This is a genomic window from Streptomyces sp. AM 4-1-1, assembly GCF_029167625.1.
In the GTDB taxonomy this organism is placed as follows: domain Bacteria; phylum Actinomycetota; class Actinomycetes; order Streptomycetales; family Streptomycetaceae; genus Streptomyces.
The window spans coordinates 2799931-2826336 of sequence record NZ_CP119145.1; the positions used below are offsets into that span (position 1 = coordinate 2799931).

13 protein-coding genes are annotated in these 26406 nt (G+C 72.2%); 2 read left to right on the top strand and 11 right to left on the bottom strand.

The window, feature by feature from the left end:
* Positions 1-275 precede the first annotated feature (275 nt).
* Positions 276-1484: a hypothetical protein gene (locus tag PZB75_RS11840; RefSeq protein ID WP_275535268.1), complete on the top strand. Its 1209-nt coding sequence runs from the start codon at positions 276-278 to the stop codon at positions 1482-1484.
* A 55-nt stretch (positions 1485-1539) separates the two neighbouring features.
* On the opposite strand, the gene PZB75_RS11845 is transcribed toward PZB75_RS11840, so the two are convergent.
* The 11 genes from PZB75_RS11845 to PZB75_RS11895 form a co-directional block, all read right to left on the bottom strand.
* The gene (locus tag PZB75_RS11845) at positions 1540-3582 is read right to left on the bottom strand and encodes a N,N-dimethylformamidase beta subunit family domain-containing protein (RefSeq protein ID WP_275535269.1); all 2043 of its coding nucleotides are present in this window, start codon (positions 3580-3582) and stop codon (positions 1540-1542) included.
* Positions 3579-5177, bottom strand: a complete 1599-nt coding sequence (locus PZB75_RS11850) for a condensation domain-containing protein (RefSeq protein WP_275535270.1) — start codon at positions 5175-5177, stop codon at positions 3579-3581. Before PZB75_RS11850 ends, PZB75_RS11845 begins: the two co-directional genes overlap by 4 nt.
* Positions 5170-5583, bottom strand: a complete 414-nt coding sequence (locus tag PZB75_RS11855) for an acyl carrier protein (protein ID WP_275535271.1) — start codon at positions 5581-5583, stop codon at positions 5170-5172. Before PZB75_RS11855 ends, PZB75_RS11850 begins: the two co-directional genes overlap by 8 nt.
* Complete coding sequence (locus PZB75_RS11860; RefSeq protein WP_275535272.1) at positions 5580-5786, bottom strand: MbtH family NRPS accessory protein; 207 nt, start codon at positions 5784-5786, stop codon at positions 5580-5582. The genes PZB75_RS11855 and PZB75_RS11860 overlap by 4 nt, the downstream gene beginning before the upstream one ends.
* Complete coding sequence (locus PZB75_RS11865; protein ID WP_275535273.1) at positions 5783-9040, bottom strand: amino acid adenylation domain-containing protein; 3258 nt, start codon at positions 9038-9040, stop codon at positions 5783-5785. The genes PZB75_RS11860 and PZB75_RS11865 overlap by 4 nt, the downstream gene beginning before the upstream one ends.
* Complete coding sequence (locus tag PZB75_RS11870) at positions 9037-10827, bottom strand: class I adenylate-forming enzyme family protein (protein WP_275535274.1); 1791 nt, start codon at positions 10825-10827, stop codon at positions 9037-9039. Before PZB75_RS11870 ends, PZB75_RS11865 begins: the two co-directional genes overlap by 4 nt.
* Entirely contained in the window at positions 10824-17048 is a 6225-nt protein-coding gene (locus tag PZB75_RS11875; protein WP_275535275.1) for a non-ribosomal peptide synthetase/MFS transporter, read from the bottom strand. The genes PZB75_RS11870 and PZB75_RS11875 overlap by 4 nt, the downstream gene beginning before the upstream one ends.
* Positions 17045-20509, bottom strand: coding sequence for an amino acid adenylation domain-containing protein (locus PZB75_RS11880; RefSeq protein ID WP_275535276.1), 3465 nt, complete (start codon positions 20507-20509; stop codon positions 17045-17047). The genes PZB75_RS11875 and PZB75_RS11880 overlap by 4 nt, the downstream gene beginning before the upstream one ends.
* A gap of 526 nt (positions 20510-21035) precedes the next feature.
* Positions 21036-22331: a dicarboxylate/amino acid:cation symporter gene (locus PZB75_RS11885; protein ID WP_275538678.1), complete on the bottom strand. Its 1296-nt coding sequence runs from the start codon at positions 22329-22331 to the stop codon at positions 21036-21038.
* 655 nt (positions 22332-22986) lie between these two features.
* On the bottom strand, positions 22987-23583 hold the full coding sequence (locus PZB75_RS11890) for a hypothetical protein (RefSeq protein WP_275535277.1): 597 nt from the start codon (positions 23581-23583) through the stop codon (positions 22987-22989).
* Positions 23584-23703: 120 nt separating this feature from the next.
* The gene (locus tag PZB75_RS11895; RefSeq protein ID WP_275535278.1) at positions 23704-24003 is read right to left on the bottom strand and encodes a DUF4229 domain-containing protein; all 300 of its coding nucleotides are present in this window, start codon (positions 24001-24003) and stop codon (positions 23704-23706) included.
* A 362-nt stretch (positions 24004-24365) separates the two neighbouring features.
* On the opposite strand from PZB75_RS11895, the gene PZB75_RS11900 reads away from it, so the two are divergent.
* Complete coding sequence (locus PZB75_RS11900) at positions 24366-26393, top strand: ATP-binding protein (protein WP_275535279.1); 2028 nt, start codon at positions 24366-24368, stop codon at positions 26391-26393.
* Positions 26394-26406: the final 13 nt, after the last annotated feature.

The following is a 26406-nucleotide window of genomic DNA, read 5'->3' on the forward strand; positions in this document are numbered from 1 at the left end:
GGCCGCGTGGGCGGCATGGGGCGCGTGGGGCGCGCGGGGTGCGTGGGGCGCGCGGGGTGCGTGCGGGGTGCGTGCGGCCGCGCGGCTGGGATCGTCAGGGCCGCCGGTACGCGTTCCGAGGACCGTGCGCGTCGGCGGGCGGGGGCACCGCCGTATGTCACAAGCGTGATCATCCGTTGCTGGTGTCCCGCCCGGCCGGCCCGCACAATCGGCGTACAGGAACTGAACAATGGGTGGGGACGTTGCGTACGACAGTGGTTCGAAGTGCGGTTCTGATGGTGACGCCGTTGCTGCTGGGGGCGGTGGCCTGCACGGCCGGGGGTGAGAACGAGGACGGCGCGACGAAGTCGGCGGCCCAGGAGGTCTACGGCCAGGCACCGGCCAAGCAGTTGATCGCCGCGAGCACGGCCACCCGGAACAGCGGAACGGCCCGCTTCGTCTCCACCCTGGTCTACGGATCAGCGGCGGGCGAGGCCGTGCAACGTACCGTCGGCAGCCTGGACTACGCGCATCACACCGCCCAGGCGGACATCGCCACCACCGTCCCCGCCGGGTTCCCGGCGAAGGCCGCCGAACTGATCGGGAAGGCCGGCACGACCGGGCATCAGCCCGTCCTGGTCCAGAAGTCCGACGTGCTGTACCAGGTGTCGCCGGGTCACTGGCTCCGTTACGAAGGGACCTCCGACTTCGCCGAATCGGCCGCAGCGGTGCTCGATCACGCGGGGGACTCCACTCCGTACGCCGGTACGCTCGCCGACGCCGTCGGCCGTGCGATTCCCACCGGGCAGCCGAAGAAGGAGGCCGACGGGTCCCGGCACTACGACGTCACCATGTCGGGCAGCAGCGCCGAAATGCTCCTCCCGCACGCGGTGCGCAACGCCGACACGTTGACGTCCACTCAGGTCGACAAGCGCCTGCCGTTGAGCGTGGTGCTGAACGAGGAGGGCCGGATCACCCGGGCGAGCGCCGATCTCGGCCCCCTGCTCGACGCACTGCACAAGAAGCACATCCTGGCGGATGTACGCACGCTGCGGGCCGAGTACACCCTCACCGACCACGGCAAGCCGGTCGCGTACACGATCCCCTCCGCGCAAAAGGCGCCGAAGGCCACCACCGTGCTGACCGATCTGCACAGGACGGCGGCGGGCGACTGCGGCACCACCGACACCGGTCTCGACTCCGACTCCCTGATCCGCAGGACGGACTGCGGCTCACCCCACACGCTGCGGGTGCTCGGAAGCACGAAGGTGGACAGAACGACCACGGACCCGATCACCTCGGAGGACGCCTTCGCGTCGGGCGAGGACGGGTGCCAGGCCGTCTTCGCCAAGGCGCCCGCGGCCTGGCGCGCGGAGGCCCGTCCGGCGAACACCTTCCTCACCAGTTCGGCCGGGCTCAGCATCGTGACGGACGGTGACCCGACGTCCAACCCGGGGACGAACCATCTGACGGGCGACTTCGTCTGCTACATCCGCACCGGCTGACCAACGACTGCCGGGCGCCGGCCACCGGGCGGGTACGCCGGTGACCGACCGCCCCTCACAGGACCGGCCCCCTCCGCAACCGCAGGGGGCCGCCGCTCCCCGTCGCGTACAGCGTGCCCGCGCGGGCGGCCAGTGCCTGGCAGCCGCCCGGGGGGCCCGGCGACGCGCAGTCCGTGAAGCCGGTGCCCGCCGGTTCCCCGTCGCCGGAGGGCGCGGCCGACGGGAGCCGGGTGCGGAGCCGGCCGTCCGCCGTCACCGCCCACAGCCTGCTGTTCATCGTGGTGAGCGCGACCGCACCGCCCGCGTCACCCAACGCCCGCCAGGGCCAGGCAGGTTCCAGCGCGAAAGGCGCGGCGGGTGCGGCGGGCGGGGAGGACGGGGCGAGCGCGGACAGGTGGTACAGGGTGTCGTCGTGCGGGGTGACGGCGAACACCCCGGCGTCGCAGATCGCCAGCGCGGCCGTGCCAGGCGGCACGGTGGTGACCTCGTGCCACTCGGCGGGGCCCGCCACCGGGTCGCGGCGCAGCAGCCTGCCGTCGTCCGTGGCCGCGTACAGCTCCAGCGGCAGCGCGCCCGCCGCCTCCCGCGCGGAGGCGAGGCATCGCACGCCCGGGGCCTGACCGATCCGACGCCAGGGGAGGTTCTGGCCCGAGGGTTCACGGCACAACAGGGCGCCGTCACCGTCCACGCCGAACAGCACGCCCTCACAGACGGCCAGGGCACGCACGTCGTCGGGTTCGCCCGCGACCTCCCACGCGTCTCCGGGGGTGGACCCGCTCAGCCGGTCGAGGACGTTGCGGGTGATGCGGTCCACGACGGGGTCGTCGTCGAGGACGCTGCCCCAGTTGATGGTGGCGGCGTTGAACACGGTCCCCGCGCCCAGCCGGAACACCCCCATCGTGGCGGCGCCTCCCTGCCCGTACGCCCGCCAGTGCCGTAGATCCGCGGTGGCGAGCACGACGAACGAGGCCGGTGTCCCGTCGGTGCCGGTCGCCCGTGGCACGTCCCCGGTCCACTCCAGCGCGCACGCGTCCGTCTCGTACCCCAACGCACCCCGCGCGAAAGAGTCGCCGTCCGTCAGGCCCGTGCCGTCGAACACCCAGTGCCCGGTGAAACGTGCCGTGTACGCGTCCTTCCGCATCACCGCCATGCCCTCGCCCCACGCGCCCGCGCCCCGGCGGAAGCTCACCCCGGTCATGGTGTTCTCGGGGCGGTCGACGGGGGAGCTGGACCATTCGACGGTCACCCGGCGCGGATCGGTCGCGGTCAGCGGGTCGGTGACGGCGTCCCGGTGGCACACCATCGTGCGCCGGTCGTCCTCCAGGCGCATCTGCCACCAGGCGGTGTTGGCGGCGAAGAACGCCAGGTTGCCGCCGCGCCGCGCGAACGCCTCGACGCTGTCGCGCATCTCCGAGGACCAGTACTCGTCATGCCCGTTGACCACCAACAGCCGGTAGTGGCTGAGGAGTTCGTCTCCGTCGTGCAGGTCGAGCCCGGAGCAGAAGTCGACGTCGTAGCCTGCCCCCGGGAGCCAGCGCAGCAGCCCCTCCTCCCAGCGTTCGGGGGGCGGCCCGCCGCCCGGTGACGCGAAGGAGACCCTGGCGGCCCGGTCCGGCTGCTCGGTGTAGTAGAGGCCCCGGCCGGGCTGCCCGGCGTGGGTGTAGGCGCGCCAGGTGGCGAAGGGGACGGAGACCAGGATCGGGGAACCGGCGCCGGGACGCGCGGCCCGCACCACGAACCAGACCTCGTGCTCAGGCTCGGGGGTGGGGGTGGGGGTGGGGGTGGGGATCGGGATCGGGGTGGTGGGGACGCGGGTGGTGAAGGGTGATGGTCCCCCGGGACCGTGGAAGGTCGCGCGGTAGAGGGAGCTGGGCCAGTCGGCCGGGACGTCCAGGGTCCAGGTGGGCGCGGTGACCGGCGCCGAGAGACGTACCTCGTCGGTGACCGCGTCGGTGACGACCACCGTGCCGGACCGGACGCCGGTCAGCTGGAACGCCAGGCGTCCGCCCTGTACGCAGGAGGTGCGGTCGGCCCAGGCTCGTACGGGCCCGTCCGCCCCCGACCTGTCCGCCCCGGCCCCGCCCGCCCCGGCCGTCATGACCGGGCCTCTCCCGACCGGGACGGGCCGGACCGCCTCTCCTCCGGCGAATCCGGGAAGTGGGCCTCCGTCAGCAGGCCCGGCAGGTCGGCCAGACGGGGTGCGTCCCCCACCGCGCTCGCCACGATCAGGCGCTCCATCGCGTACAGATGGGCACGGATCGTGTCGGGCGGCAGATACGCGGTGTCGGCGGTGAGCGCGACCGCCAGCGCGGGCCCCACCTCCGTGATGTGGAGGCAGTAGCGGCACGCCACCAACTCCTGGGTGGCGGGAAAACCGAACCGGGTCGACCGCATCGCCCCGCGCAGTTCGTCCCGGGTGGGCGGGGGCCCCGAGGGCGCGGGGCGTTCCACGAGACGCATGTCGTTGAAGCAGCAGTACGGGTGCACCTCGGTGCCGCGTTCGTCCCGCATCCGCGCCCCGAGCGCGTCCCACTCCACCGGGTCGTACCCGGCGGACCGGTAGGTGCGCAGGGCCGCGCGGTAGGCGCCGGGCAGCAGATCGGTGAACGGCCGGAGGCCGTCCGCCTCCCCCGGGATACGTGCTCCGGTCTCCTGCCCGAGAGCCGACTCCCCGGCGACCCCCGGCACTTGCTCCCGCCCCGGAAGCCTCGCGATATCCATCGGCCCGTCTTCAGGGGCGGCGAGGCCGAGTTCGAGCAGGAACAGGCCGTCCTGCGAGAGCGTGGACACCAGGTCCCGGTGGGCGGCTGCGGTCCGGTTGCCTACGATCGGCATGACCGCCGCCGTCCGGTGTCCCGCCCCGGCCGCGACCAGGGCGGCGCACGCGGCGAGCAGCACCGTGGACCCGCTGACCCGGTGGGCGGCGGCGACCGCGCCCACCGCGCGGTTCAGCGCGGTGGACTCGATGCGGCCCGTCCAGAACCGGGGACTTCTCGGCTCGGCGACGGGCTGCGGGAACATCGTCGGCGGCGCCGCCCGGTAGCCGGACTCCCAGTGCGCCAGCGCCGCCGCCCCCCGCCGCCGCCCGGTCTCGCCGTGCTGTTCGCGGGCCAGCTCCAGGGGCGTGGTGGTGGGCGGGCGACCGGCGGAGCCGCGTCTGACCAGCAGCCGCAGATCCCGTACGAGCACTTCGACGCCGTGTCCGTCGGCGGCCAGATGGCAGAGCACCAGCACGGCATGGGTGACCCGGCCGCCGCTGGTCACCAGGGCGGCGCGCAACGGCCACTCCCCCGCGTAGTCGAAGCGGGTGGCGGACAGCCGGTCGAGCAGTTCACCGGCGGTGCGCTCCGCCGCCTCCGGACCGGCCGCGTCGACGACGGTCACGGAGAGTGTTCCGCTCGCCGACAGCTCCTGCGCGAGGTCGCCTCCGGACGACGAAAGGCGCGTACGCAGGGATTCGTGACGACCCATCAGGTCTGCCAGAGCCTGCGCCGCCTCGGTGGCCGTGGCCGGTCGGCCCCGGTCGGCCAGGGGCAGTACGCGACCGATGTTGAAGTAGTGGTCGTTGGGGGCGGTACGCAGGACGGCGTGCCAGATCGCGCGCTGCCCCCAGGTCAGCGGGGCCCGCCCGGACCGTTCGCCGTGGAAGCCCACGGCGAGCCGGGCGGCCGTCGCCGGGCCCGCCTCAGCCATCCCCGCCCCCCGGACCCGTACCGGCGCCCCCGGCGGGACCCGTACCCACTCCCGTTCCCCCGGCCGGACCCGTGCCCACTCCCGAACCCACTCCCGCGCCACCAGCCCGTCCCGTACCTGAGCCCATACCCGAGCCCACCCCCTGCTCCTCCAGGTGGTTCACCAGGCCGTCGAGGTCGTCCATGAACGGCGTCGGCCCGTCGAGGTCGAACATGACCCCGAACTCCTCCTCGACCGCGTCGATCAGCCGCAGGAACGTCAGCGAGGTGACCCCGAGCGCGGTCAGCGAACCGCCCGCCGCGAGGATCTCCGTCTCGGTCAGCTCGCCGTCGCTGACCCGCGCGATGAGCGCCGCGACCCGGCTGCGCAGGACGTCGGTGTCCTCAAGTCCCGGCCACACGGTCATCGTCCGGCCTCCTCGGCGAGCCGGCGGCGCAGGCTCAGCGGGCGGATGTCGGGCCACACCTCGTCCACGTGCGCCATGCACTCCTCCTCCGTACCGGTGAAACCGTCCGGCCGCCAGCCCGGGGGCGGTTCGGTCCTCGCCGACCAGAGGGCGTGCTGTTCCTCGTCGTTGACGACCACCTGGTACTGCGTGGGATCGCTCATCGGTCCTCCTGCTGGAGTTCGGTCACCACGGCGGCCACGCCGTTGATGGTGGGAGTGTCGAAGAAGACATCGAGCGGTACCTCGACGCCCAGTCGCTTGCGGATGCGTGCGGCGATGGCGGTGATCGTCAGGGAGTGACCGCCGAGATCGAACAGGTCCTCGTCGGGGCCGATGTCGTCGAGCCGCAGCACCTGCTGCCAGATGTCACGCACGACGGCGGTGGGGCCGTCGAGCAGAGTGTCGGACGCCAACGGCTGCGGTGGTGCGGCAGTTGGGTGATCCGAGGCGGGTACCCGGACGCGGGGCGGCTCGGGCAGACCGGCCCGGTCCAGCTTGCCGTTGGGAGTGAGCGGGAAGGCGCTCAGTGACACCCAGGCGGTGGGCAGCATGGCGGTGGGCAGGGTACGGGCCAGATGCGCGCGGAGTTCGTCGGGGGACGGACCCGTGGCGAGACCGTCGGCGGTGTACGGCACGGTGTAGGCGATCAGCCGGGCCTGGTCCTCGCCGCCCCCGTACGGGCCGTCCTCGTACGGACCGCCCTTCCCGCCCACGGCCGCGACCTCGTCCGCGTCCTCGGGACCGTTGTCGAGTACGACGACGGCCTGGGACACCCCGGGGTGTTCGCCGAGGCGGGCCTCGATCTCCCCGAGTTCGATCCGGTGTCCGCGCAGCTTCACCTGGGTGTCGAGCCGTCCCACGAACTCCAGTCGCCCGTCCGGCAGTCGGCGTACCAGATCGCCCGTACGGTAGAGGCGCGATCCGGGCGGGCCGTACGGGTCCGGGACGAAGCGCCGGGCCGTGAGCCCCGGCCGTCCCCGGTATCCGTGCGCCACCCCCGCGCCGCCCAGGCACAGCTCGCCCGTGATGCCGTCCGGGACCGGCTGCCCGTGGGCGTCGCGGACCTGGGCGCGGGTGGCGGCCAGTGGGCGGCCGATGGTGACCGGTGCGCCCGGTGCGAGGTCCGTCAGGGTCGACCACACGGTGGTCTCGGTCGGCCCGTACACATTGACGAGCCTGCCGGTCGCCGCGCCCAGTTCCTCGGCCAGCGGACCGGGCAGTGCCTCGCCGCCCGCGACCGCGACCAGTTCGGGTCGCCGTAGCCCCGCTCCCAGCATCAGCCGCCAACTGCTCGGCGTGGCCTGCACATGCGTGACGCCCTGCGTGTCGATCAGCTTCAACAGGGCTGCCCCGTCACGCTGATGGGCCTCCGGGACGAGCACGACCCGGGCTCCGGTGGTGAGCGGCAGCAGCAGTTCCACGGTCGAGATGTCGAACGAGAGCGAGGTCAGCCCGAGCCATCGGTCGGCCGCCCCCGTGCCCAGCTTGTCGCTCATCGCGGCGAGGAGATTGGCGAGGGCGCTGTGCGGCACCTCGACTCCCTTGGGCGTACCGGTCGAGCCCGAGGTGTAGATGACGTACGCGGGATCGTCGGGCGCGGGGCCGGGCGGCGCGGCCGGCTCGTCGCCCGGCGGGGCGTCCGTACCGTCCTGGATTCCGCCGACCGGTTCCGGGGCGAGCGCGATCAGCCCGTCCGGGGCCGGCTCATGGGTGACCAGGTGGGTGCCGAGAGGGGTGACGAGAGCGGCGAGGCCCGCGTCGGCGCGGACGAAGGCCAGCCGCTCGGCCGGGTACTCCGGGTCGAGCGGCACATAGGCGGCCCCCGCCGCCAGGACTCCCAGCACGGCCACCAACTGGTCCGTCGAGCGGGTGAGTTCGATGCCGACCAGATCACCGGGGCCGAGCCCGAGCGCGGTCAGCCGGTCCGCGAACCGGACCACGTCCGCGCGCAGCCGCCCGTACGTCAGCTCCTGGCCGTCCACTCCGACGACGGCCACGGCCCCCGGCGTCGTGGCGGCCCGTGCCAGGAACAGTCCGACCACGGTGGTGTCCGGTGAGCAGGCGGCCGCAGTGACGCGGTCGGCCCCCAGCGCGCGCTCCAGCTCGGCCCCGGCGAGCAGCGGCAGTTCGGCCAGGGCGGTGTCCGGGGCCGCGAGCGCGGCGCCGAGCAGCGTACGGAAGTGATCCACGATCCGGTCGGGCGCACCGGGCGCGAAGGCGTCCGTACGGTACTGGAGCGAGCCGGTCAATCCGTGGGTTTCGTCGACCAGTTGGAGGTGTGCGAGGTTGCGCGCGGTGTGCGTGAACGCGATCCACTCGACCGTCGCCGCCGCGCCGCCCGGGAGCCGTGGGCCCTCGTCCGGGGTGGTGCGGCGTCGGTAGCTGAGCGAGAGGGGTGTGACGGCGGTACGCGGGGTCAGACCGCGTACCGCACGGCCGAGCGGTACGGTCCGGTGCGCGTACAGCGCGCGCAGCTCGGCCCGTACCTCCCGCGCGAACTCCGCGAACGGCCGGTCGGCGCGGGGATGCGTGAAGACCGGCAGCTCGTTGACGTACAGACCGATGCGTCCGGTGTCCTCGGGACGTCGGGTGGACAGCTCAAGGGCCGTCACGGGCGCCGGATCGCCGTACCGCAGGAGCAGCGTGTGCCAGGCGGCGAGGAGGAGTTCGAAGCGGGTGAAGCCGAGCGCTTCGGCGGTTTCGGAGAGACGCGCGTGCTGCTGGGGGTCGAGGGTGAACGGCACGGCGTCGCCCGGGGCGGGGGCGGTGGTGTCCCGCACCGAGGCGCGGAGGCCGGGCAGTGGCGGTGCGGCGGGGGCGGGGTCGTACGGGCGGGAGGCCCAGAAGGCGGCCGCGGCCTCGACGGCGGTGTTCCCGTCCTCTTCCCCGCGTCCGGCGGCCGGCTCGATCGGCCCGGGGTGTCCCGGCGTTTGCGCGAGCGCGTCCCGGAGTTCGGAGACCAGGATGTCCTTGGACATGCCGTCGAACACCAGGTGGTGCGCGACCACGTGCAGCGCATGCCGTTCGGGTCCGGTCCCGACCAGGGCGAACCGCACCAGCGGGCCACGGCTCAGGTCGAAGGGGCGGACGGTCTCCGCCCGCAGCGCGGTGTCCTCCTGCTCCTGGTCCGGTACGGGGGCGAGCCGCGCCAGGACGGGCGACGGTCCGGTGCCCGGGGCGAGCGCGGGGCCGTCCGGGTCCACCCGAGCGGTCAGCACCGGGTGACGCGCGACGACCCGCGCGCACGCGGCGGCCAGCGCGTCGGCCGCCTCGCCGTCCAGGGGCCCGTCGAACCGTACGGTCACGGCGAGATGGTGCGCGGAACCGGCGGGCAGCACCCGTTCGGTGACCCACATGCCGTGCTGGGCGGGGCTGAGCGGGACGGCAGCCGTCGTGTCTTGGGGGATCGTGGTCATCGTGGTGCCTCGTCGTCCAGGAGCTGGCGCAGTTCGCGCTTGAGGATCTTGCCGCCCTCGTTGCGCGGCAGGGTGGGCCGGAAGAGCAGTCGGGCGGGCAGTTCGTAGGTGGCCAGCCGGTCGAGGAGGAACGTCCGCAGGTCCGGTACGGTCACCTCACCGCAGGGCACGACCACGGCGGCGACGACCGACCCCAGGACCGGGTGCGGGATGCCGAACGCCGCCGCGTCGGCCACCGCCGGATGGGCGTGGAGGGCGTTCTCGACCTGGAGCGTGGAGACCTTGTACGCACCGGACTTGACCACATCGCGCTCCCGGTCCAGCAGATGCAGATAGCCGTCCTCGTCGAGCCGCCCGAGGTCGCCCATCCGGACCCAACGGCCCTGGAACACCTCCGCCCCGGCCCGGTCGTCCCCGAGGTAGGTGCGGGGGGAGGCGGGGGTACGGAGCCAGACCTCGCCCGGTTCGCCGGGCGGCAGCGGGCTTCCGTCCGCCGCCGTGATCCGCAGATCGCGCAACGAGGCCGGACGCCCGGGTGACTCCGGGCGCTCCGGGTCGAAGAGCAGGGTGATCTGCGCGGGGGCCGCCTCCGTCGAGGTGTAGTAGTTGACGATCTGGGCCTGCGGGAAGGCGTGCGAGAGGCCGACCGCGACCGCTTGGGGCAGCGCGGCGGCCGTCGAACCGACCAGTCGCACACTGTCGGTGGAATACCTGCGGGCGGCTTCGGAGCCGAGCAGTTCGATGGCCATGGCCGGGACGACGAAGACGCTGCCGACCCCGTACTCCTCGATGAGCCGTGCGAAGCGTCCTGGCGTGAACCGGTGCGCGACCACAGCGGTCGCCGACGCGTTGAGGGCGTTGATCAGCATGGTCTGTCCGGCGTTGGTGCCCACCGGGAACGCGTGCAGGAAGTGACTGGAGTGCCGCAGCGGCCGACGGCGTTCGTCGAGGGTGCAGCCGTGCACGAGATTCGCGTGCGTGGCGGTGACGCCCTTCGGGGTGCCGGTGGTGCCCGAGGTGTAGAGGATCTGCGCGAGCCCGTCGGGAGCGAGGACGGGGGCGAGAGCGAGGACGGGGGCGGGGGCGGGAGCGGGAGCGGGAGCGGGAGCCAAGCTGGGATCGGAACCGGGCGTGTGGGACAGGCCGGACTCGGCCACTTGAGCCAGGCCGGAACCGGGCGTGTGGGACGGGCCGGACTCGGCCGCTTGAGCCGGGCCGGAACCGGGCGTGTGGGACGGGCCGGACTCGGCCGCTTGAGCCGGGCCGGAACCGGGCGTGTGGGACGGGCCGGAGCCGGTGGTGGGCGTCAGCCCGGTACCGCCGGCCGCCGCTTCGATCTCCTCCGTGATGGCCGTCCACAGCGTCTCCCCCGCTCCCGGGCCCTCCGCCCCACCCCGCGACGGCGGCGGCGAGCCCGCCCGGTGGAGCAACGCCACCGCACCGCTGTCCGCGAGCACATGGTCCAGTGCCGCCGGAGCCTGCCGGTCGGACACCGGTACGGCGACACAACCGGCGCGCAGCACACCGCAGTACGCCACCGCGTAGTCGACCCAGTCACCACTTCCGTATCGCAGCGCGACCCGTGCGCCCGGGACCAGGCCCCGGGCACGCAGTCCGGCGGCGAGCGCGTCGGAGCGGGCCCGCCAGTCCCCGAAGGTGAGGATGTGCGGACCGCAGATCAACGCGGTGCGCCCGGGATCGGTGGCGGCCCGGTGCGCCAGCAGCTCGGGGAGCCAGGTCGGGGCGGGAGGCGCGGCCGGGGCGCGGCGGCGCGGTGCCGGGGTCATGCGCCGTCCCCCTCGCCTGTGTCGACTGCGCCACCGGGTCCAGGGTCGGCCCCGGCCCCGGCCCTGGTCCTGGCACCGGGCCCGGCACCGACCGCCACCAGCGGCTTCACACCCGTACCCGTACCCGTACCCGAGCCCACACCCGGACGCGCACCAGCTCCCGAACCCGTACCCGAGCCCGAGCCCGAGCCCGAGCCCGAACCAGCTCCCGCTCCCGCTCCCGCCTCCGCGATCCGGCGCTCGCGCTCCTGTATCCCGACCAGGTCGTCCGGCAGCGCGTCCGGCACGTTCTCGTCGAACTTCGCCAGCACCGGAAGCCGCAGCCCCACCACCACGAGGACGAGCATCGCCGCGCCGAACAGCAGATACATGAAGCCGATGCCGCGCCCCGGCCCGGTCCCGATGACGGCGCCGACCGTGGAGGCCAGTGGCCCGCCCTCGTCGAGCATCGGGCCGAACAGCGCCGAGCCGGCCGGGGCGATGATGCCGTGCCCGATCGGCAGGGTCGACCACGCGACCAACGTGTTCAGCGCGAACACCCGGCCGTGGAACCGCTGCGGGACCTTCACCTGCACGATCGTCGTGTAGACGCCGTTGACCATGGAGAGCGCGCAGGACATCCCGAACGCCCCCGCCCCGATCACCCACAGATTCGCGTGCACCCCGACCAGCGCGCTGGTCGCCGCCAGCGCACCGGCCAGGCCGAGCATGCCGCGCAACCGGTGGCGCTTCGGCCCGCCCCAGAAACCCATCGCGATGCCGCCGATGATGGCGCCCGCGCCTCCGGCGACGGCGACCCTGGCCACGGCGGCGAGCGTGTCGAAGGACAGCACCAGCGGGGTGATCAGCAGGAAGAGCGGCGACAGGAAGATGTTCAGCGCCGCGAACCAGAGCAGCATCGCCCTGAACCCCCGGTTGCGCCAGGAGTAGGAGAAGCCGTGCCGGATCTCGGTCACCAGGGACTCGCGCCGCTTCCACGGCAGGGTCTTCGGGAACTTCACGAACGCCAGCACACCGATCGCGATGGCGTAGCTGGCCACGTCGAGGATGAGGACGCCGCGCAGTCCGACCGCGGCCATCAGGGCGACGGCGGCCAGCGGCACGACGAACTGCGATACGCCGAAGGCCATCTGGACGATGCCGTTGGCGTGCCCCAGATACTGCTTCGGTACGAGTTGCGGTACGGAGGAGGCGTACGCCAGCCGTTGGAAGGTGAGCGCGACCGACAGCACGGCGAGCAGGGTGTAGATGTGCCACGAGGCGAGGTTGCCGGACAGCAGCAGGGAGAGCAGCGCGGCCTGGGTGCCGCCCGCCACCAGGTCGCTGATGAGCATCACACGGCGCCGGTCGAGCCGGTCGACGATCGCCCCGGCCAGTGGTCCCACCAGGATGCCCGGCAGCATCCCGATGACGGCGTACAGCGCGTACTTGCCCATGGAGCCGGTCTCCATGTAGATCCACACCGGCAGCGCGAACTCGGTGAGCGCCGAGCCCGTGATGGACAGCAACTGGCCGAACGCGACCACCAGGAAGCGGCCCATGCCGGGCGGTGGCCCGGAGGCGGCCGACCCTCTCCCCACTCCGGCGGCCGCTCCGGTCACTCCGGCGGACCGGCGGCGGCCCGGCTTCCCACCGCCACTGCCGCTGTCCGCCTCCGTAGCCGTGGCCGTGCCCGTACCCCCGTCACCGTCGTCACCGCCGCCACCGTCGTCACGACCGTCACCGCCGGCCGGGTCCCCCGCGACCGTCGTGTCCTCCTCCTCCGCCACAGCCTCCCGGGGCTCCTCGTCGCTCACCCCGTGGAACCACCACGGCCCGTCGTCCGCCTGCGGGGGCAGATCGGTGGCCGTGGTCCCCGCCAGGACGGCCGGGTGGGTGCGGGTGACGATCTCGGAGAGTTCCTTGGCCCGGTACTTCAGGAAGAAGTGCCCGCCTTCGTCGAGCACCGCCAGCGCGGACCGCTCGGCGAGCATCCGCCACTCCAGGTACCGCTCCTCGTAGAAGTCGGTCGCCGGGTCGCGGTTGCCGATCACCGACACGACCGGTGCCCGCAGCCGGGGCCCGCCCGCCTCCACCTCGGCGAGCACGGTGGTGAAGTACTCCTCGGCCGCCTTGGAGTCGCGTCGCATGTTGCCGATGATGAACCGGGTCTGCGTCTCGTCGAGTTCGCCCACCTCCGCGCCCATGGAACGCAGCCAGTTGACGTACACCCGGTCGCCCAGCAGCGGTTCGAGCGCGGAGATGCGGCTGAGCGCGCCCAGGAGCTTGCTGCGCGGCCGGGCGAACGGGAACTGCGCCCCGATGTACACGGCCTCCAGCTCCCGCCCCGAGGCTTCGAGGAGCCGGGACACCGCGATGGCGAGCGCGCTGCCGACCCCGCAGTGGCCGTACAGGACGACGGGCCCGCCGACCCGCTCCCGTACCTCCGCCGCGATGCTCTCGGCCAACTCCTCGAACGGCAGATGTCGTTCGGTGACGCCGATGTCGTGGCCGGGGATGGCGACCGACCACAGGTCGTAGCCGGCGGGCAGTTCGTCGGCGAGCGGCTGGTAGACGACCGCGCTGCCGCCGCCGAACGGCACGCAGACCAGGGACAGGGTGCGTTCGCTCTCGGGCACCGGCCGGGTGAGGCGGTGGAGCAACCGGCTCGGGCCGCGTTCGGACTCGTCCAGGTCGGCCAGGGCGGAGAGCGCGCGGACGGTCCGGCAGGTGAAGAGGTCCATGACGCTGACCGGCCGGGCGCCCACGTCGGGCAGCCGCTTGCGGGCGCGGGCCACGACCTGGGTGGCGAGCAGCGAGTGACCGCCGAGGTCGAAGAAGTCGTCGTCGATGCCGACCTCGGGCAGCTTCAGCACCTCGGCCCAGATGTCCGCGAGCACCCGCTCGGTGTCGGTGCCGGGCGCGGCGAGGGCGCCGCCGATCGCTCGGCGTGCCTGGGGCGCGGGCAGGGCGCGGCGGTCGAGCTTGCCGTTCGGGGTGAGGGGCAGGGCGTCCAGGACGACGAAGGCCGTCGGGACCATGTAGTCGGGCAGGGTGCGCCGCAGTGCGGTACGCAGCTCGGCGGGATCGGGCCCGGCGTGCTCCCCCTCCACGGGCCTGTCCTCCCCCGCGTGTTCCCCCTCCGCCCGCTCCCCTTCCGGCCGTGTCACCAGGTAGGCCACGAGCCGCTTGTCGCCGGGGTTGTCCTCGCGTACGACGACGGCGGCGGCCGCGATCGACGGTTCGGCCCGCAACGCGGCCTCGATCTCGCCGGGTTCGATGCGCAGGCCGCGCATCTTCACCTGCTGGTCGATCCGCCCCAGGTGCTCCAGCCGGCCGTCTGCGCGGCGGCGGGCCAGGTCGCCGGTCCGGTAGAGCCGGGAGCCCGGCGGGCCGTACGGGTCGGGGACGAAGCGGGCGGCGGTCAGTCCGGGTCTGCGGTGGTAGCCGAGCGCGACCTGCGTCCCGCCGATGTGGAGTTCGCCGGGGGTCCCCACCGGGGCGGGCCTGAGGTCGGCGTCGAGGACGTACAGCCGGGTGTTGTCGACGGGCATGCCGATCGGCACGGTGTCCAGCGGCCCGACGCACTCCCAGCTGGTGACGTCGACGGCCGCCTCGGTGGGCCCGTACAGGTTGGCGAGCGCGCAGTGCGGCAGCCGGGCGGTGAACTCCCGTGCGGTGTGGGGCGGAAGCTCCTCACCGCTGCACAGGACGCGGCGCAGTCCGGAGCAGCGTTCGATGTCGTCCTCGGCGAGGAACACGTCGAGCATCGACGGCACGAAGTGCGTGACGGTGACGCCGCGTTCGGCGATCGTGTCCCGCAGATGGGCTGCGTCCTTGTGCCCGCCGGGCTTCGCCATGACCAGTCGGGCGCCGGTCAGCAGGGGCCAGAACAGCTCCCAGACCGAGACGTCGAAACCGGTCGGGGTCTTCTGGAGCACGGCGTCGTCCGGTCCGAGCCGGTAGGCGCGCTGCATCCACAACAGCCGGTTGACGATGGCCCGGTGGGTGTTCGGCACTCCCTTGGGGCGGCCGGTCGAACCCGAGGTGTAGATCATGTACGCGATGTCGTCGGCGGCCGGGCCGGGGCCGGCGCCCGTCGGATCACCGGGGGCATCGGCACCTTCCGCACCCTTCGCACTCACCGCATCGTCCAGCAGCAGTACGCGCGCCTCGCACCCCGCCGGGACGGGTAGGTGCCCCTGGGTCAGCAGCACCCCGGCGGCGCTGTCGGACAGCATGAAGGCCAGCCGTTCGGCCGGGTACTCGGGGTCCAACGGGGTGTATCCGGCACCGGACTTGAGCACGCCGAGCAGCCCGGCGACCAGCTCCGGTGAGCGGTCCGCGCTGACCGCGACCAGGGCGCCGGGGCCCACCCCCTCGGCCCGCAGCCGTCCGGCGACCCGCTCGGCCGCGCGGTCCAGCTCCGCGTACGTGAGGGTGGTCCCCTCGAAGTCGACGGCGACCGCGTCGGGGGTGCGGGTGGTCTGCGCGGCGATCAGACCCGGCAGGGTGGCGTCGGCGGGGACCTCCACCGAGGTGTCGTTCCACTCGACGAGCAGTCGGTCCCGCTCGGCGGGGTCCAGGGTGTCCAGCGTGGAGACGGGCACGTCCGGCCGCTCGGCAACGGCGTGCAGCAGCCGCCCGAGCTGATCGGCGATCCGGGCGATGTCGGCCTCGTCGAACAGGTCGGTGTTGTAGTTGAACGCGCCGCGCAGCCCGTCCGGCCACTCCATCAGGAACAGCTCGGCATCGAACCTCGTCCCGGCAGCGTGCAGCCCGAACGGCTCGATCGTCAGACCCTGTTCACCGCTCTGCTCGGGGCTCGGGGCGCCCTCCATCGCGTAGTTCTGGATCGCCAGCACGGCCTGGAAGACCGGTGAGCGCGACACGTCCCGCTCGACGTTCAGCTCCGAGACCAGTTGGGCGAACGGCAGCTCCTGATGGGCGTACGCCTCCAGGCAGGTCTCGCGGATACGGGCCAGCAGCTCGGTGAACGTCGGATCGCCGTCCAGCCGGGCGCGCAGCGCCAGCACATTGACGAACATCCCGACGAGACCTTCGAGTTCCGGCTCCGGTCGGCCCGCGACCGGTGAGCCGACGGCGAAGTCCCGCTGCCCGCTGAACCGGGACAGCACCAACTGGAAGGCGGCGAGCATCACCATGTGCACGGTCGCGCCGTGTTCCCGGCCCAACTCGGTGAGTTGGTCCAGGAGTCGGCGGTCCACGTCGAAGCCGTACCCGGCGCCGACGAAGGTCTGCCGCTCCGGCCGGGGCCGTGGCCCCGGCAGTTCCAGCGGCCGGACCCCGGCCAGCTCACCCGCCCAGTACGCGACCTCGGCGGCCAGCCGGTCCCCGCTGAGCCTGTCCCGCTGCCAGAGGGCGAAGTCGCCGTACTGCACAGCCAGTTCGGGCAGCGGATCGGGCTCGCCCCTGGCGTACGCGGCGTATCCGCGCAGCACCTCGGAGACCAGTACCTCGCTGGACCAGCCGTCGCTGACGCTGTGGTGGACCACGAGCAGCAGCACATGGTCGTCGTCCGCCAGCCGGACCAGCAGCCCGTTGACCAGCGGTCCGTTGACCAGATCGAACGGCAGCGCGGCCAGCTCGTCCACCAGCCGGGCGGCCTGCTCCTCGCTCTCCGCCTCGGCGGTGCGCAGGAGGAAGGGCGCGGGGTCGGCGATCTCCAGCACCGGTCTGCCGTCGTCCGTGACCGGGTAGCGGGAGCGCAGCGTCTCGTGCCGGGCGAGCACGGCGTCCAAGGACCGCTGGAGCGCGGGACCGTCCAGCGGGCCGTGCAGCCGACGGGCCACGGGGATGTTGTAGGCGGCGGTGCCGGGTGCGAACTGCTCCATGAACCAGAGGCGTTCCTGGGCGAACGACAGCGGCGGCACGGTGTCGGCGGGGCGCCGCGGAACGGCCTGCCGGGGACGCGCCCGGCCGCGCAACCGCTGGGCGAGGAGGGCCCGCTTGGCGTCGGAGAGCCCTGCCGGACGCGTACCGGGAGCTGTTCCCGTGCCGGTGACCGCGCCGGTACGGCGAGCGGCGCCCGTAACCGTACCGGAAGCCGCGCCGGTACGGGAGGCGGCGCCAGCACCCTCCGCGTCGGCACCCGCGTCCGCACCGGAGACAGCGCCGACGCCCGCACCCGCACTCGCACCGGGGCCGATGCCATCGCCCCTACCCACATCCGTACCCGTGCCCTCGCCCGTACCCGCTGTGCCGATGTCCGTGCCGGTCATGCCGTCGTTCCGTTTCTCTCCGGGCCGGTCTCGGCCGCGAGACGTTCCTCGGCGTCCTCCTCGGACATGGCCTCGATCTCCGCCAGCAACAGGTCCTCCACCGCGACGGCGAACGCCTCCGCCGTGCGGTGGACGAACAGGGCGCGCAGCGGTACCGCCAGGTCGACCGCCGACCTGATCCGGGCGATCACCCGGGTGGCGAGCAGCGAGTGGCCGCCCAGGTCGAAGAAGTCGTCCAGCGCGCCGACCCGGTCGAGGCCCAGCACCTCCGCCCACGCCGTGACCACCAGGTCCTCCGCGTCGGTGCGCGGGGCCACGTATCCGGCGCCCAGGTCGGGCCGCTGCTCGGGGGCGGGCAGCGCGTGGCGGTCCAGCTTGCCGTTCGGGGTGAGCGGCAGCGCGTCCAGGACGACCAGGGAGTTCGGCACGAGGTACCCGGGCAGCGTGGCGGCGAGCCCGGCCCGCAGCTCGGCGGGCGACAGTCCCGTGGAGGGCCCGGCCCCGGACGCCGGGACGACGTAACCGATCAGCGCCTCGTCGCGTACCACCACCACCGCCTGTCCGACCCCCGGCCGGGCCAGCAGCGCCGCCTCCACCTCGCCGGGCTCCACCCGGTGGCCGCGCACCTTGATCTGCGCGTCCAGTCGGCCCAGGAACTCCAACTGCCCGTCCTCGCGCCAGCGGGCCAGGTCACCGGTCCGGTAGCGGCGGGCGCCCGGCGGGCCGTTCGGGTCGGGCACGAAGGCACGTGCCGTGGCTCCGGGGCGTCCGCCGTACCCGTACGTCACCCCGTCGCCGCCGACCAGCAACTCGCCCGCGACGCCACGCGGCAGCAGCCGTCCGTGCGCGTCGCACACCGTCACGGTGGTGCGGCTCAACGGGCCGCCGATGGGCGGGCGTCGGTCCGTGTCGGCCTTGCCGAGCCGTGCGGCCGTGGCGATCACGGTGGTCTCGGTCGGGCCGTACGAGTTGATGATCTGCACGCTGTCGCCGAAGCGTTCCCGCCAGGTGGCGACCGCGTCGGGGCGCACCTGGTCGGCGCCGAGGATCAGCAGCCGCAACCCGGGTGGCCAGGCCACGGTGTCGAGTTCGTCGACCAGTTGGTGCCAGTACGGGGTCGGCAGGTCGAGAACCGTCAGACCGTCGCCGTGTCCGGCCGCGAACTGGTCGGGCAGGGTGCTGCCCGCGCCCGCGACCACCAGCCGGGCCCCGGCCGTGAGCGCGGGGAACACCTCCTCGGCGTGGGTGTCGAAGCTGAGCGAGGCGAATTGCAGGACGCGGTCCTCGGACGTGATGCCGTACGCACGGCGCATCCACTCGACCCGCGCGGCCAGCGCCCGGTGCGGCACCACGACCCCCTTGGGCGTGCCGGTCGAGCCCGAGGTGTGGATGATGTACGCCGTGTCGTCGGGCCCGGCGAGCCAGTCGGGATCGCACGCCTGGCGCCCGTCCCCCGCCCCGGCCGAGGAGCCCCCGCCCACGGTGTCGAGGGGCGTGACCACGACCGTGCCGCCGGGCAACCAGGACAGCTCCCCGGCAGGCTCACCCCGCTCCCCGCCGGCCTCGCCCCCCGGGGACAGGTCCGCGACCACGACCCGTACCCCCGTGTCCGTGACCATGAACTCCAGGCGCGGTCCCGGGTATTCGAGGTCGAGCGGCAGATAGGCGGCGCCCGCGCGCCAGGCGCCGAGCATGGCCGTCACGGCCGACGCCCCGCGCGGCAGCGCGACCCCGACGACATCGCCGCGCCGCACCCCCGCCGCCCGCAGCCGCACGGCGAGCGCCCCGGCCGCGTCCCACAGTTCGCGGTAGGTCAGCTCCCGGTGGGTCGGCTCGCCGCCGGGCTCGGACACCGCGACCGCCGATCCGAAGACCTCCGCGACCCGGGCCAACTCCCCCGGCAGAGCCCCGCGAACGCCGTACCCACCGCCACCACCTCCGCCTCCGCCTTTGCCACCACCGCCATCTTCGGTGTAGCTGCGTCCGCGGGCTCCCTCGAAACCGTCACCCGTCCCGAGCGCCAGCAGCTCGGCCCGTTCCTCGTCCGACAGCAGGGGCAGCTCCGGCACGGGGCTGTCGGGGGCGGCCAGCGCGCCGCGCAGCAGCGTCTCGAAGTGCCGGGCGAACCGGTCCGCCCAGCGGGCGTCGAAGAGATCGGTGCGGTATCCGAGGACCGCGACCAGGTCCGCGCCCTCCCGGCGGATGTCCAGCATCAGCTCGAACTTGCTCGCCGCGTGTCCCCCGTCCGCGTCGGCGCACCGCAGATCGGCGAACTGCCGCTCCCCGCCCGCCCCTTCGTCCTGGGTGTGCACGGTGAGCAGGGTCTGGAACAGCGGGCTGCTGCCGAGCCTGCGCTCGATGCCCAGCTCGTCGATCAGCCGCTCGAACGGCACCCGGTCATGGCTGAATCCCGCCAGGGCCGATCTGCGTACCCGCTTCAGCAGTTCACCGAACGCCGGACCGCCTTCGAGTTCGGCGCGCAGCACCAGAGTGGTGGAGAAGTAACCGATCAGCTCCTCCAGTTCGGGCTCGCCCCGCCCGGCGGCGGGCACGCCCACGCAGAAGTCGTCCTGTCCGGTGTAGCGGTGCAGCAGCGACTGGTACGCGGCCAGCAGCACCATGAAGGGTGTGCAGCGCCGTTCCCTGGCCAGTGCGTCCACATCGGCGCCCGCCCCCACCAGCCGCCGGGTGTGGAAGGCTCCGCGCGCGCTCCCGGCCCCCTCGGTTCCGTACCGGTCCCCGTCCGAACCGTCGACGCTCGGCCGCAGGTCGAGTACGGGGGCGCCCGCCAGCCGTTCCCGCCAGTGGGCGAGGGACGCGTCCGCCTCGGGCCCCCGCGCGAACTCCCGCTCCCGGGCCGCGTGCACGGTGTACGGCAGTGGCGCGGGCAGCTCGACGGGGCGGCCCGCCCGGTGGGCGGCGTACCGGGTGGCGAGCTCGTCGCGCAGCAGATTGAGCGACCAGCCGTCGGCGACGATGTGGTGGAGCACCACGCACAGCAGGTGCTCGTCGTTCGCGACACGCAGCAGGGTCACCCGGAGCAGCGGTCCGTGGGCGAGGTCGAACCCGGCGTTGGTGCGCTCGGCGAGCAGCCGGTCCGCCTCCGCCCGCACCGCGCTTTCCGGCCACTCGCGCAGGTCGACGACCTCCAGCGGCACGGACGCGGGCGGCTCGACGACCGCGACCGGCCGGCCGTCCACGGCGGGGAACCTGGTACGCAGCGCCTCGTGCCGTGCGACGGTCCCGTCGAACGCGGCACGCAGCGCGTCGACCGAGAGCGCGCCGGTGAGCCCGAGCACCAGGGGGATGTTGTACGAGGCGTCGGCGGGGTCCAACTGGTCGAGGAACCAGAGCCGTTCCTGCCCGAGGGTGAGCGCCGGCCCGCCCCCCGCACCCTCCGCGCCCCCCGTGCCGTGCGTGTGCGTCGTACCACCGGTCGTGCCGCTCGTCGTGCCGCTCATGTGCCGTACTCCCTGGGTGCCGACGAGGGCGGAAAGGCCGCTGGTCAGCGAGGTCGCCAAAGGAATTTCTGACGTTCGTCAAACAGGTGCGCAGGGGTATCGGCCGCGCTTCCGGATTCCCCCCGTGCTACCGGTCTCGGGCAACGGCCACGCTAGAAGCCGACAGGACGGCAGTCAATGGTCTGGACCAGATGACCCTGGCTGGTACCCCTAGGACGGCGCGGCACATATCCTCACCCAAGGGACGACCAAGCGGGTCCGCCTGGCCGAAAGATGGCATTCCCTCGTTCCCGCCACTCCCCCGTACCCTCCCGTTGCGGGGACTGAATGCCGGAGGTGCCGCTCTGACGGCGGCGATGGCGTCCTCGGCGGGGACGAGCCGAGGGACGAGACGAACACAGGCAAGTACGCCGAGGACTTCCACGAGGATCTGGGCCGGACACGCAGGAATGCCCCCGATCCCGAAGGACCAGGGGCATCCATGACGCGATGCGCGCGGGCGCACGGGCGCGCGCATCGCGGGAAACTACGCGGCGACCGGCACCCGCTCCTCGCGCGTGATCTCCTCGGAGCGCGCCTCCTCGTCGATCGGCGAGGACGAGGCCGAGTTGTACGCGTCGTGGTCGAGGATCTTCTCGCGGGCGGAGACGATCACCGGGACCAGCGCCTGTCCGGCCACGTTCGTGGCGGTACGCATCATGTCGAGGATCGGGTCGATGGCCATCAGCAGACCGACACCCTCCAGCGGTAGACCCAGGGTCGACAGGGTGAGGGTCAGCATGACCGTCGCCCCGGTCAGACCGGCGGTGGCCGCCGAGCCGATCACCGAGACGAACGCGATCAGCAGGTAGTCACCGATCCCGAGCTGCACGTCGAAGATCTGCGCGATGAAGATCGCCGCCAGCGCCGGGTAGATCGCGGCGCAACCGTCCATCTTCGTGGTGGAGCCGAACGGCACCGCGAAGGACGCGTACTCCTTCGGAACGCCCAGCCGTTCGGTGACGCGCTGCGTGACGGGCATCGTGCCGACGGAGGAGCGGGAGACGAAGCCCAGCTGGATCGCGGGCCAGGCGCCCTTGAAGAACTGGAGCGGGCTGACCTTGGCGACGGTGGCGAGCAGCAGCGGGTACACCCCGAACATCACCAGCGCGCAGCCGATGTAGACGTCGGCGGTGAAGGTCGCGTACTTGCCGATCAGGTCCCAGCCGTAGTCGGCGATCGCGTAGCCGATGAGGCCGATGGTGCCGATGGGGGCGAGGCGGATGACCCACCACAGGGCCTTCTGGAGAAGTTCCAGAACGGACTCGCTGAGGGTGAGGATCGGCTCGGCCCGCTTGCCGAGCTGAAGGGCGGCGATACCGGCGACGGCGGCCATGAAGACGATCTGGAGGACGTTCAGCTCGGTGAACGGGCTGATGACGTCCTTCGGGATGATCCCGGTCAGGAAGTCGAGCCAGGACCCGGAGTGTTCGGGCTTGGCGCCGTCCTTGGGGGTGAGACCGGTGCCGGAGCCCGGGTTGGTGATCAGGCCGATCGCGAGGCCGATGGCGACCGCGATCAGGGAGGTGATCATGAACCAGAGCAGCGTACGGGTGGCCAGCCGGGCGGCGTTGTTGACCTTGCGCAGGTTGGTGATCGACACCAGGATCGCGAAGAAGACGAGCGGCGCGACAGCCAGCTTGAGGAGCTGGATGAAGATGTGGCCGATCTTGTCGAGCGTGGTGTAGAGCCAGCTGATGTCCTGGCTGCGGGCGAGCCAGCCGAGCAGCACACCGAGCACCAGACCGGCGACGATCTGGGCCCAGAACGGAACGCTGGGTATACGGGAACGGAAACCGTTACCCGATCCTGAACCGGAGCCGGCCGACTCATCGGGGCCGGCCGACTCATCGGTGGCGGCGCTGGTGGACGCGGAATTCGCGGACACGGACACACTCCAGACGTGGACGCGTCAGGGCGCACGGAGGCGCCGTACGACGATGGGGAGGGGGACGGAGGTGCGGGCGGCCCGTGTCGGGCGACACCGCTGCGTGATGCCGGTCGAGTGCTCAGATGCTGCGGCAACAGCGACAACAGACCGCGGACATGCAGCGGCAGAGGTCGACGTGCAGGCGCGCCACGAGCGGGATGCCCGGGGCGTTGCGGAGGCGCGCTGCTGTCTTCATGCCCAATACGTTAACACTTGAACTTTGGGGATCTCAAAGGTGCCCTTTGAGTACCGGCCGGTAATCGCTCCCGGAGTAGCGACCAAGATCACCCGAAACCGACCCATGAAACACCGAAACCCCGGTGCGGGAGCGGGTGTTGCTCCGGCCGGGGGTGATGCGCGTCGGGTATGCGGTACGGGGTGTGAGCTTCCTTACGCGGCGCTTACCCGAGACTCCAGGGAAACCCCCGACGCGCGCACCGGGCCCGACCCCGCCCCGCCCGGCCCCGCCCGGCGCCGTGGCCGACGACAAGACGCCGGCGTATCCCGCTCAGCGAAGACCGCGCTTCTCGCGCTCCGCTTCGACCAGCTCCTCCATGAGTTTCTCCGGGTCCACCCTGTACTCGGTGTCATCAAGGGCGTCGTAGTCATGGGTGCTCAACGGCAGGCCGAGCTCGGCGAGTTCGGTGGCCAGTTGGCGGAACGCGATTCGCTCGTCGGGCTCGTCCTGGTAGCTTGCCTGCTCGGCAGCGGCCCCCTCGGCCAGGGTGAGGCCGACCAGCCTCCAGAAGGAGAACTCGGTGTCCAGCTCCAGGAGGCGCCAGGCACGGTCCGCGGGTTCGCCGGGGTGCAGCCAGTAGCCGATCCACCCCTTGCCGCCCTTCGCCACGAGCTTGACGTACTCGGCCATCTCCGCGGCTGCGGCGTTGGCGGCCTGCATCTCCGGGTCCGCGAGTTCCTTCTCGCTCAGATAGCTGGTGTCCAGGAGCGGGTGGACCTCTCCCGCCTCGAAGAAGTCGAGGCCGAGAAGGCGGGTGAAGTCGGTGCGGCCTTCCCACTGCGCCACCAGCAGCACGCGCAGACCGTCAGGTATCGGACGGCCGTCCAGCCGTTCGCGGGAGAACTCGACGAGCCGTTCTTCGTACATACGCCCTCTCCAGAGGTCGAACCAAGATCCTCACGTCAACGTAACAGCGGTGTCTGACAAGAGGCTGGGGGTACGCCGACGACTGCCGACGGCCCCCGCGGTCCGGACTCGGGACAGGCCCTAGGCGACGCTGTCCTCGCGCGTGCGGTTGGCCTCCAGGCGCGCCTTGGCGTGGTCCACCTTGGTGACGATCTGCTCGGACATCTCGTCGCGCTGGCGACGCAGCAGTACGTAGCTGAGCGGCGCGGAGACGACCAGGGCGAGGAGGGCGACCCAGGCGAAATTGGCGCCACCGCCGCCGTACCCGGAGGGGAGCAGGCCGTAGCGGACGGCGACGCCGATGACGACGAAGCAGCCGACGAAGATGCTCAGGCGCATGATGGTGTACCGGATCGTTGCGCTCGGCTTGGCAGCGGACACGGCTGGCCCTCTCTCTACGTACGACAGTCCTTCGGTCCCGTCCAACCAGTGAAGCATGCCCCGAATTCGTTCGGTTCGCTGGGCCGGACACAGCCGGACACATACTCGGCGGCACCGAGGAGCACGACCGCCCCGCCCATCCGGCGCATGAGGCGGAGCGCACACTGTCCGGAGGAAGGCGTCAGTGCCTACCCCGCAGATCATGAGCGCGCTGCCGCCTTCGGCCGTCACGAGTGACCGATCAGCGGCCGGCGAGTTGAGCACAGAACCGCCACCGGTGGGAACGGGCCGTCCACCGGTGGGGAACGGCCCGTCCATCGGTGAGGGACCGGCGGTCTTTCCCCATCGCCGCATGGGGCCGCATGAGAAGCGACAAGGGAGGAATCCAGTCCGTGGTGAGACTGCGATTGACGATCGGCAGGGACCATGTCGCGGAACTCGCGCGGCTGCGCAATCCGGTGGGGGCCGTCGAAGAGCTGATCTGGAATGCGCTGGACGCCGACGCGGAGCAGGTCGTCGTGGAGCTTGAGCGCAATGACCTCGGAGGCGTGGAACGTGTCATCGTCTCCGACGACGGCACGGGCATCGCCGCCGACCGCTGTGACGAGTACTTCGGGCTCATCGGCGTCTCCTGGAAGAAACGTGCGCAGACCAGCCCGTTGAAGAAGCGAGCGCTGCACGGCAAGAACGGGCGCGGACGCGTCCGCGCGTTCGCACTCGGCAGGGAGGTGCGCTGGACCAGCGTGAGCGCCGGTCTTGGTGGTCCGCGCCGTGTGGTGATCGAGTCGGACCGAAGTTCCATGGACGAGTTCGACGTCAGCGAGCATGAGTCGGCGGATTACCCGACCGGCACGGTGTTCGAGGCACTGGGTGGTGAAGAACTGCAGAGGCTCACCGAGTCCACCGCCACCGCCACCCTCACCGCGTCCTTCGCACTGCACCTGGAGGCGTACCCGGACATCCGCATCGAGTACGACGGCCAGAGACTCGACCCGTCGTCGGAGCAGCTGCGCATCGCCACCTACGAGATCGCGGTGACCTCGGCCGGTCCGCACGGCTCGGCACAACTGAAGCTCATCGAATGGAAGCGTCCTGTCACCCGTGCCCTGATTCTGTGCGACGAACGCGGTATGTCCCTCGCCCACCTCAGGCCCGAGATCCAGGCCCCGGGTTTCCACTTCACGGCCTACCTCTCCTGGCCCGGCTTCGAAGCCGAAGAAACGGGAGACCTCACCTACGCCGACTGGGCACCGGACGGAACCGCCGCCGAGGTGGTGGCGCGGGCCCGTGAACAGATGCGTACCCACTTCCGGTCCCGCGCCGACGAGCGGCGACAGGAACTGGTCGACGAGTGGCGCTCGGACGGCATCTACCCGTACCAGGGGGACCCGGGCAGCAACCAGGAACGCGCGGAACGTGAGACGTTCGATGCCGTGGCGACCACCGTCATTCGGCACCTGCCCCAGGTCAGGAAGACCCGCAGAACGACCTTCGCCCTCCTGCGGTCGGTGTTGTCCCACGAACCCGCCGACGTCCTGCGAATCGTGGAGGAGTTGTTCGCGCTCTCCAAACAGGAGCAGGAAGAGCTCAGCCGACTGCTCGACCGCACCCCTCTGTCGTCACTCATCAAGGCGTCAACGGCAGCGACGAGCCGGCTGGATTTCCTCACAGCCCTGGAGCACCTCGTCTTCGACACGGCCGCCAAGCGGCGGGTCAAGGAGAGGGACGAACTGCACCGCATCCTGGAGAGCGAATGCTGGGTGTTCGGTGAGGAGTACGGACTGCATGTCAGTGACCGCAGTCTCAACGAGGTCCTGAAGCAGCACTGTCGATTGCTCGGACGGGAGACGCCGACACCGACACCCGTACTGCGTGAGGACGGACGCCAGGGACGCGTCGACCTGATGTTGTCCCGGGCCGCCCGGCACCGGAAGGGGGAACGCCACCACCTCGTGGTCGAACTCAAGAGGTCGAGCGTCGCCCTCGGAATGACCGAGTTCGCGCAGGTGAACAGCTACGCCCAAGCAGTCATGAACGACGACAGATTCCGGGAGACCAAGGTGGCCTGGGACTTCTGGCTGGTGGGCAACACCATGGACGACGGTCTCCGCCAGCTGGCCCACCAGCCGGACCGGCTGCCCGGGTGCGCCGTCGCCCAGCCCGCGTACCGGATCTGGGTACGCACCTGGGGCGAGATCATCGAGGACTGCCAGGAGCGGCTGCGCTTCTACGGTGAGCAGCTGGAGTACGAGTCGACGACGCAGCACGCCATGGACTATCTGATCCGCGAACACTCCGAGGCGGTCACCGGGCTCGTCGGCGACGGCACACTTCCGGCAGCCCGTACGAGCAGCGGTACGCGCGGGGGCGGAACCCTCACGACCGCGTAGCCGCCACCCGAGC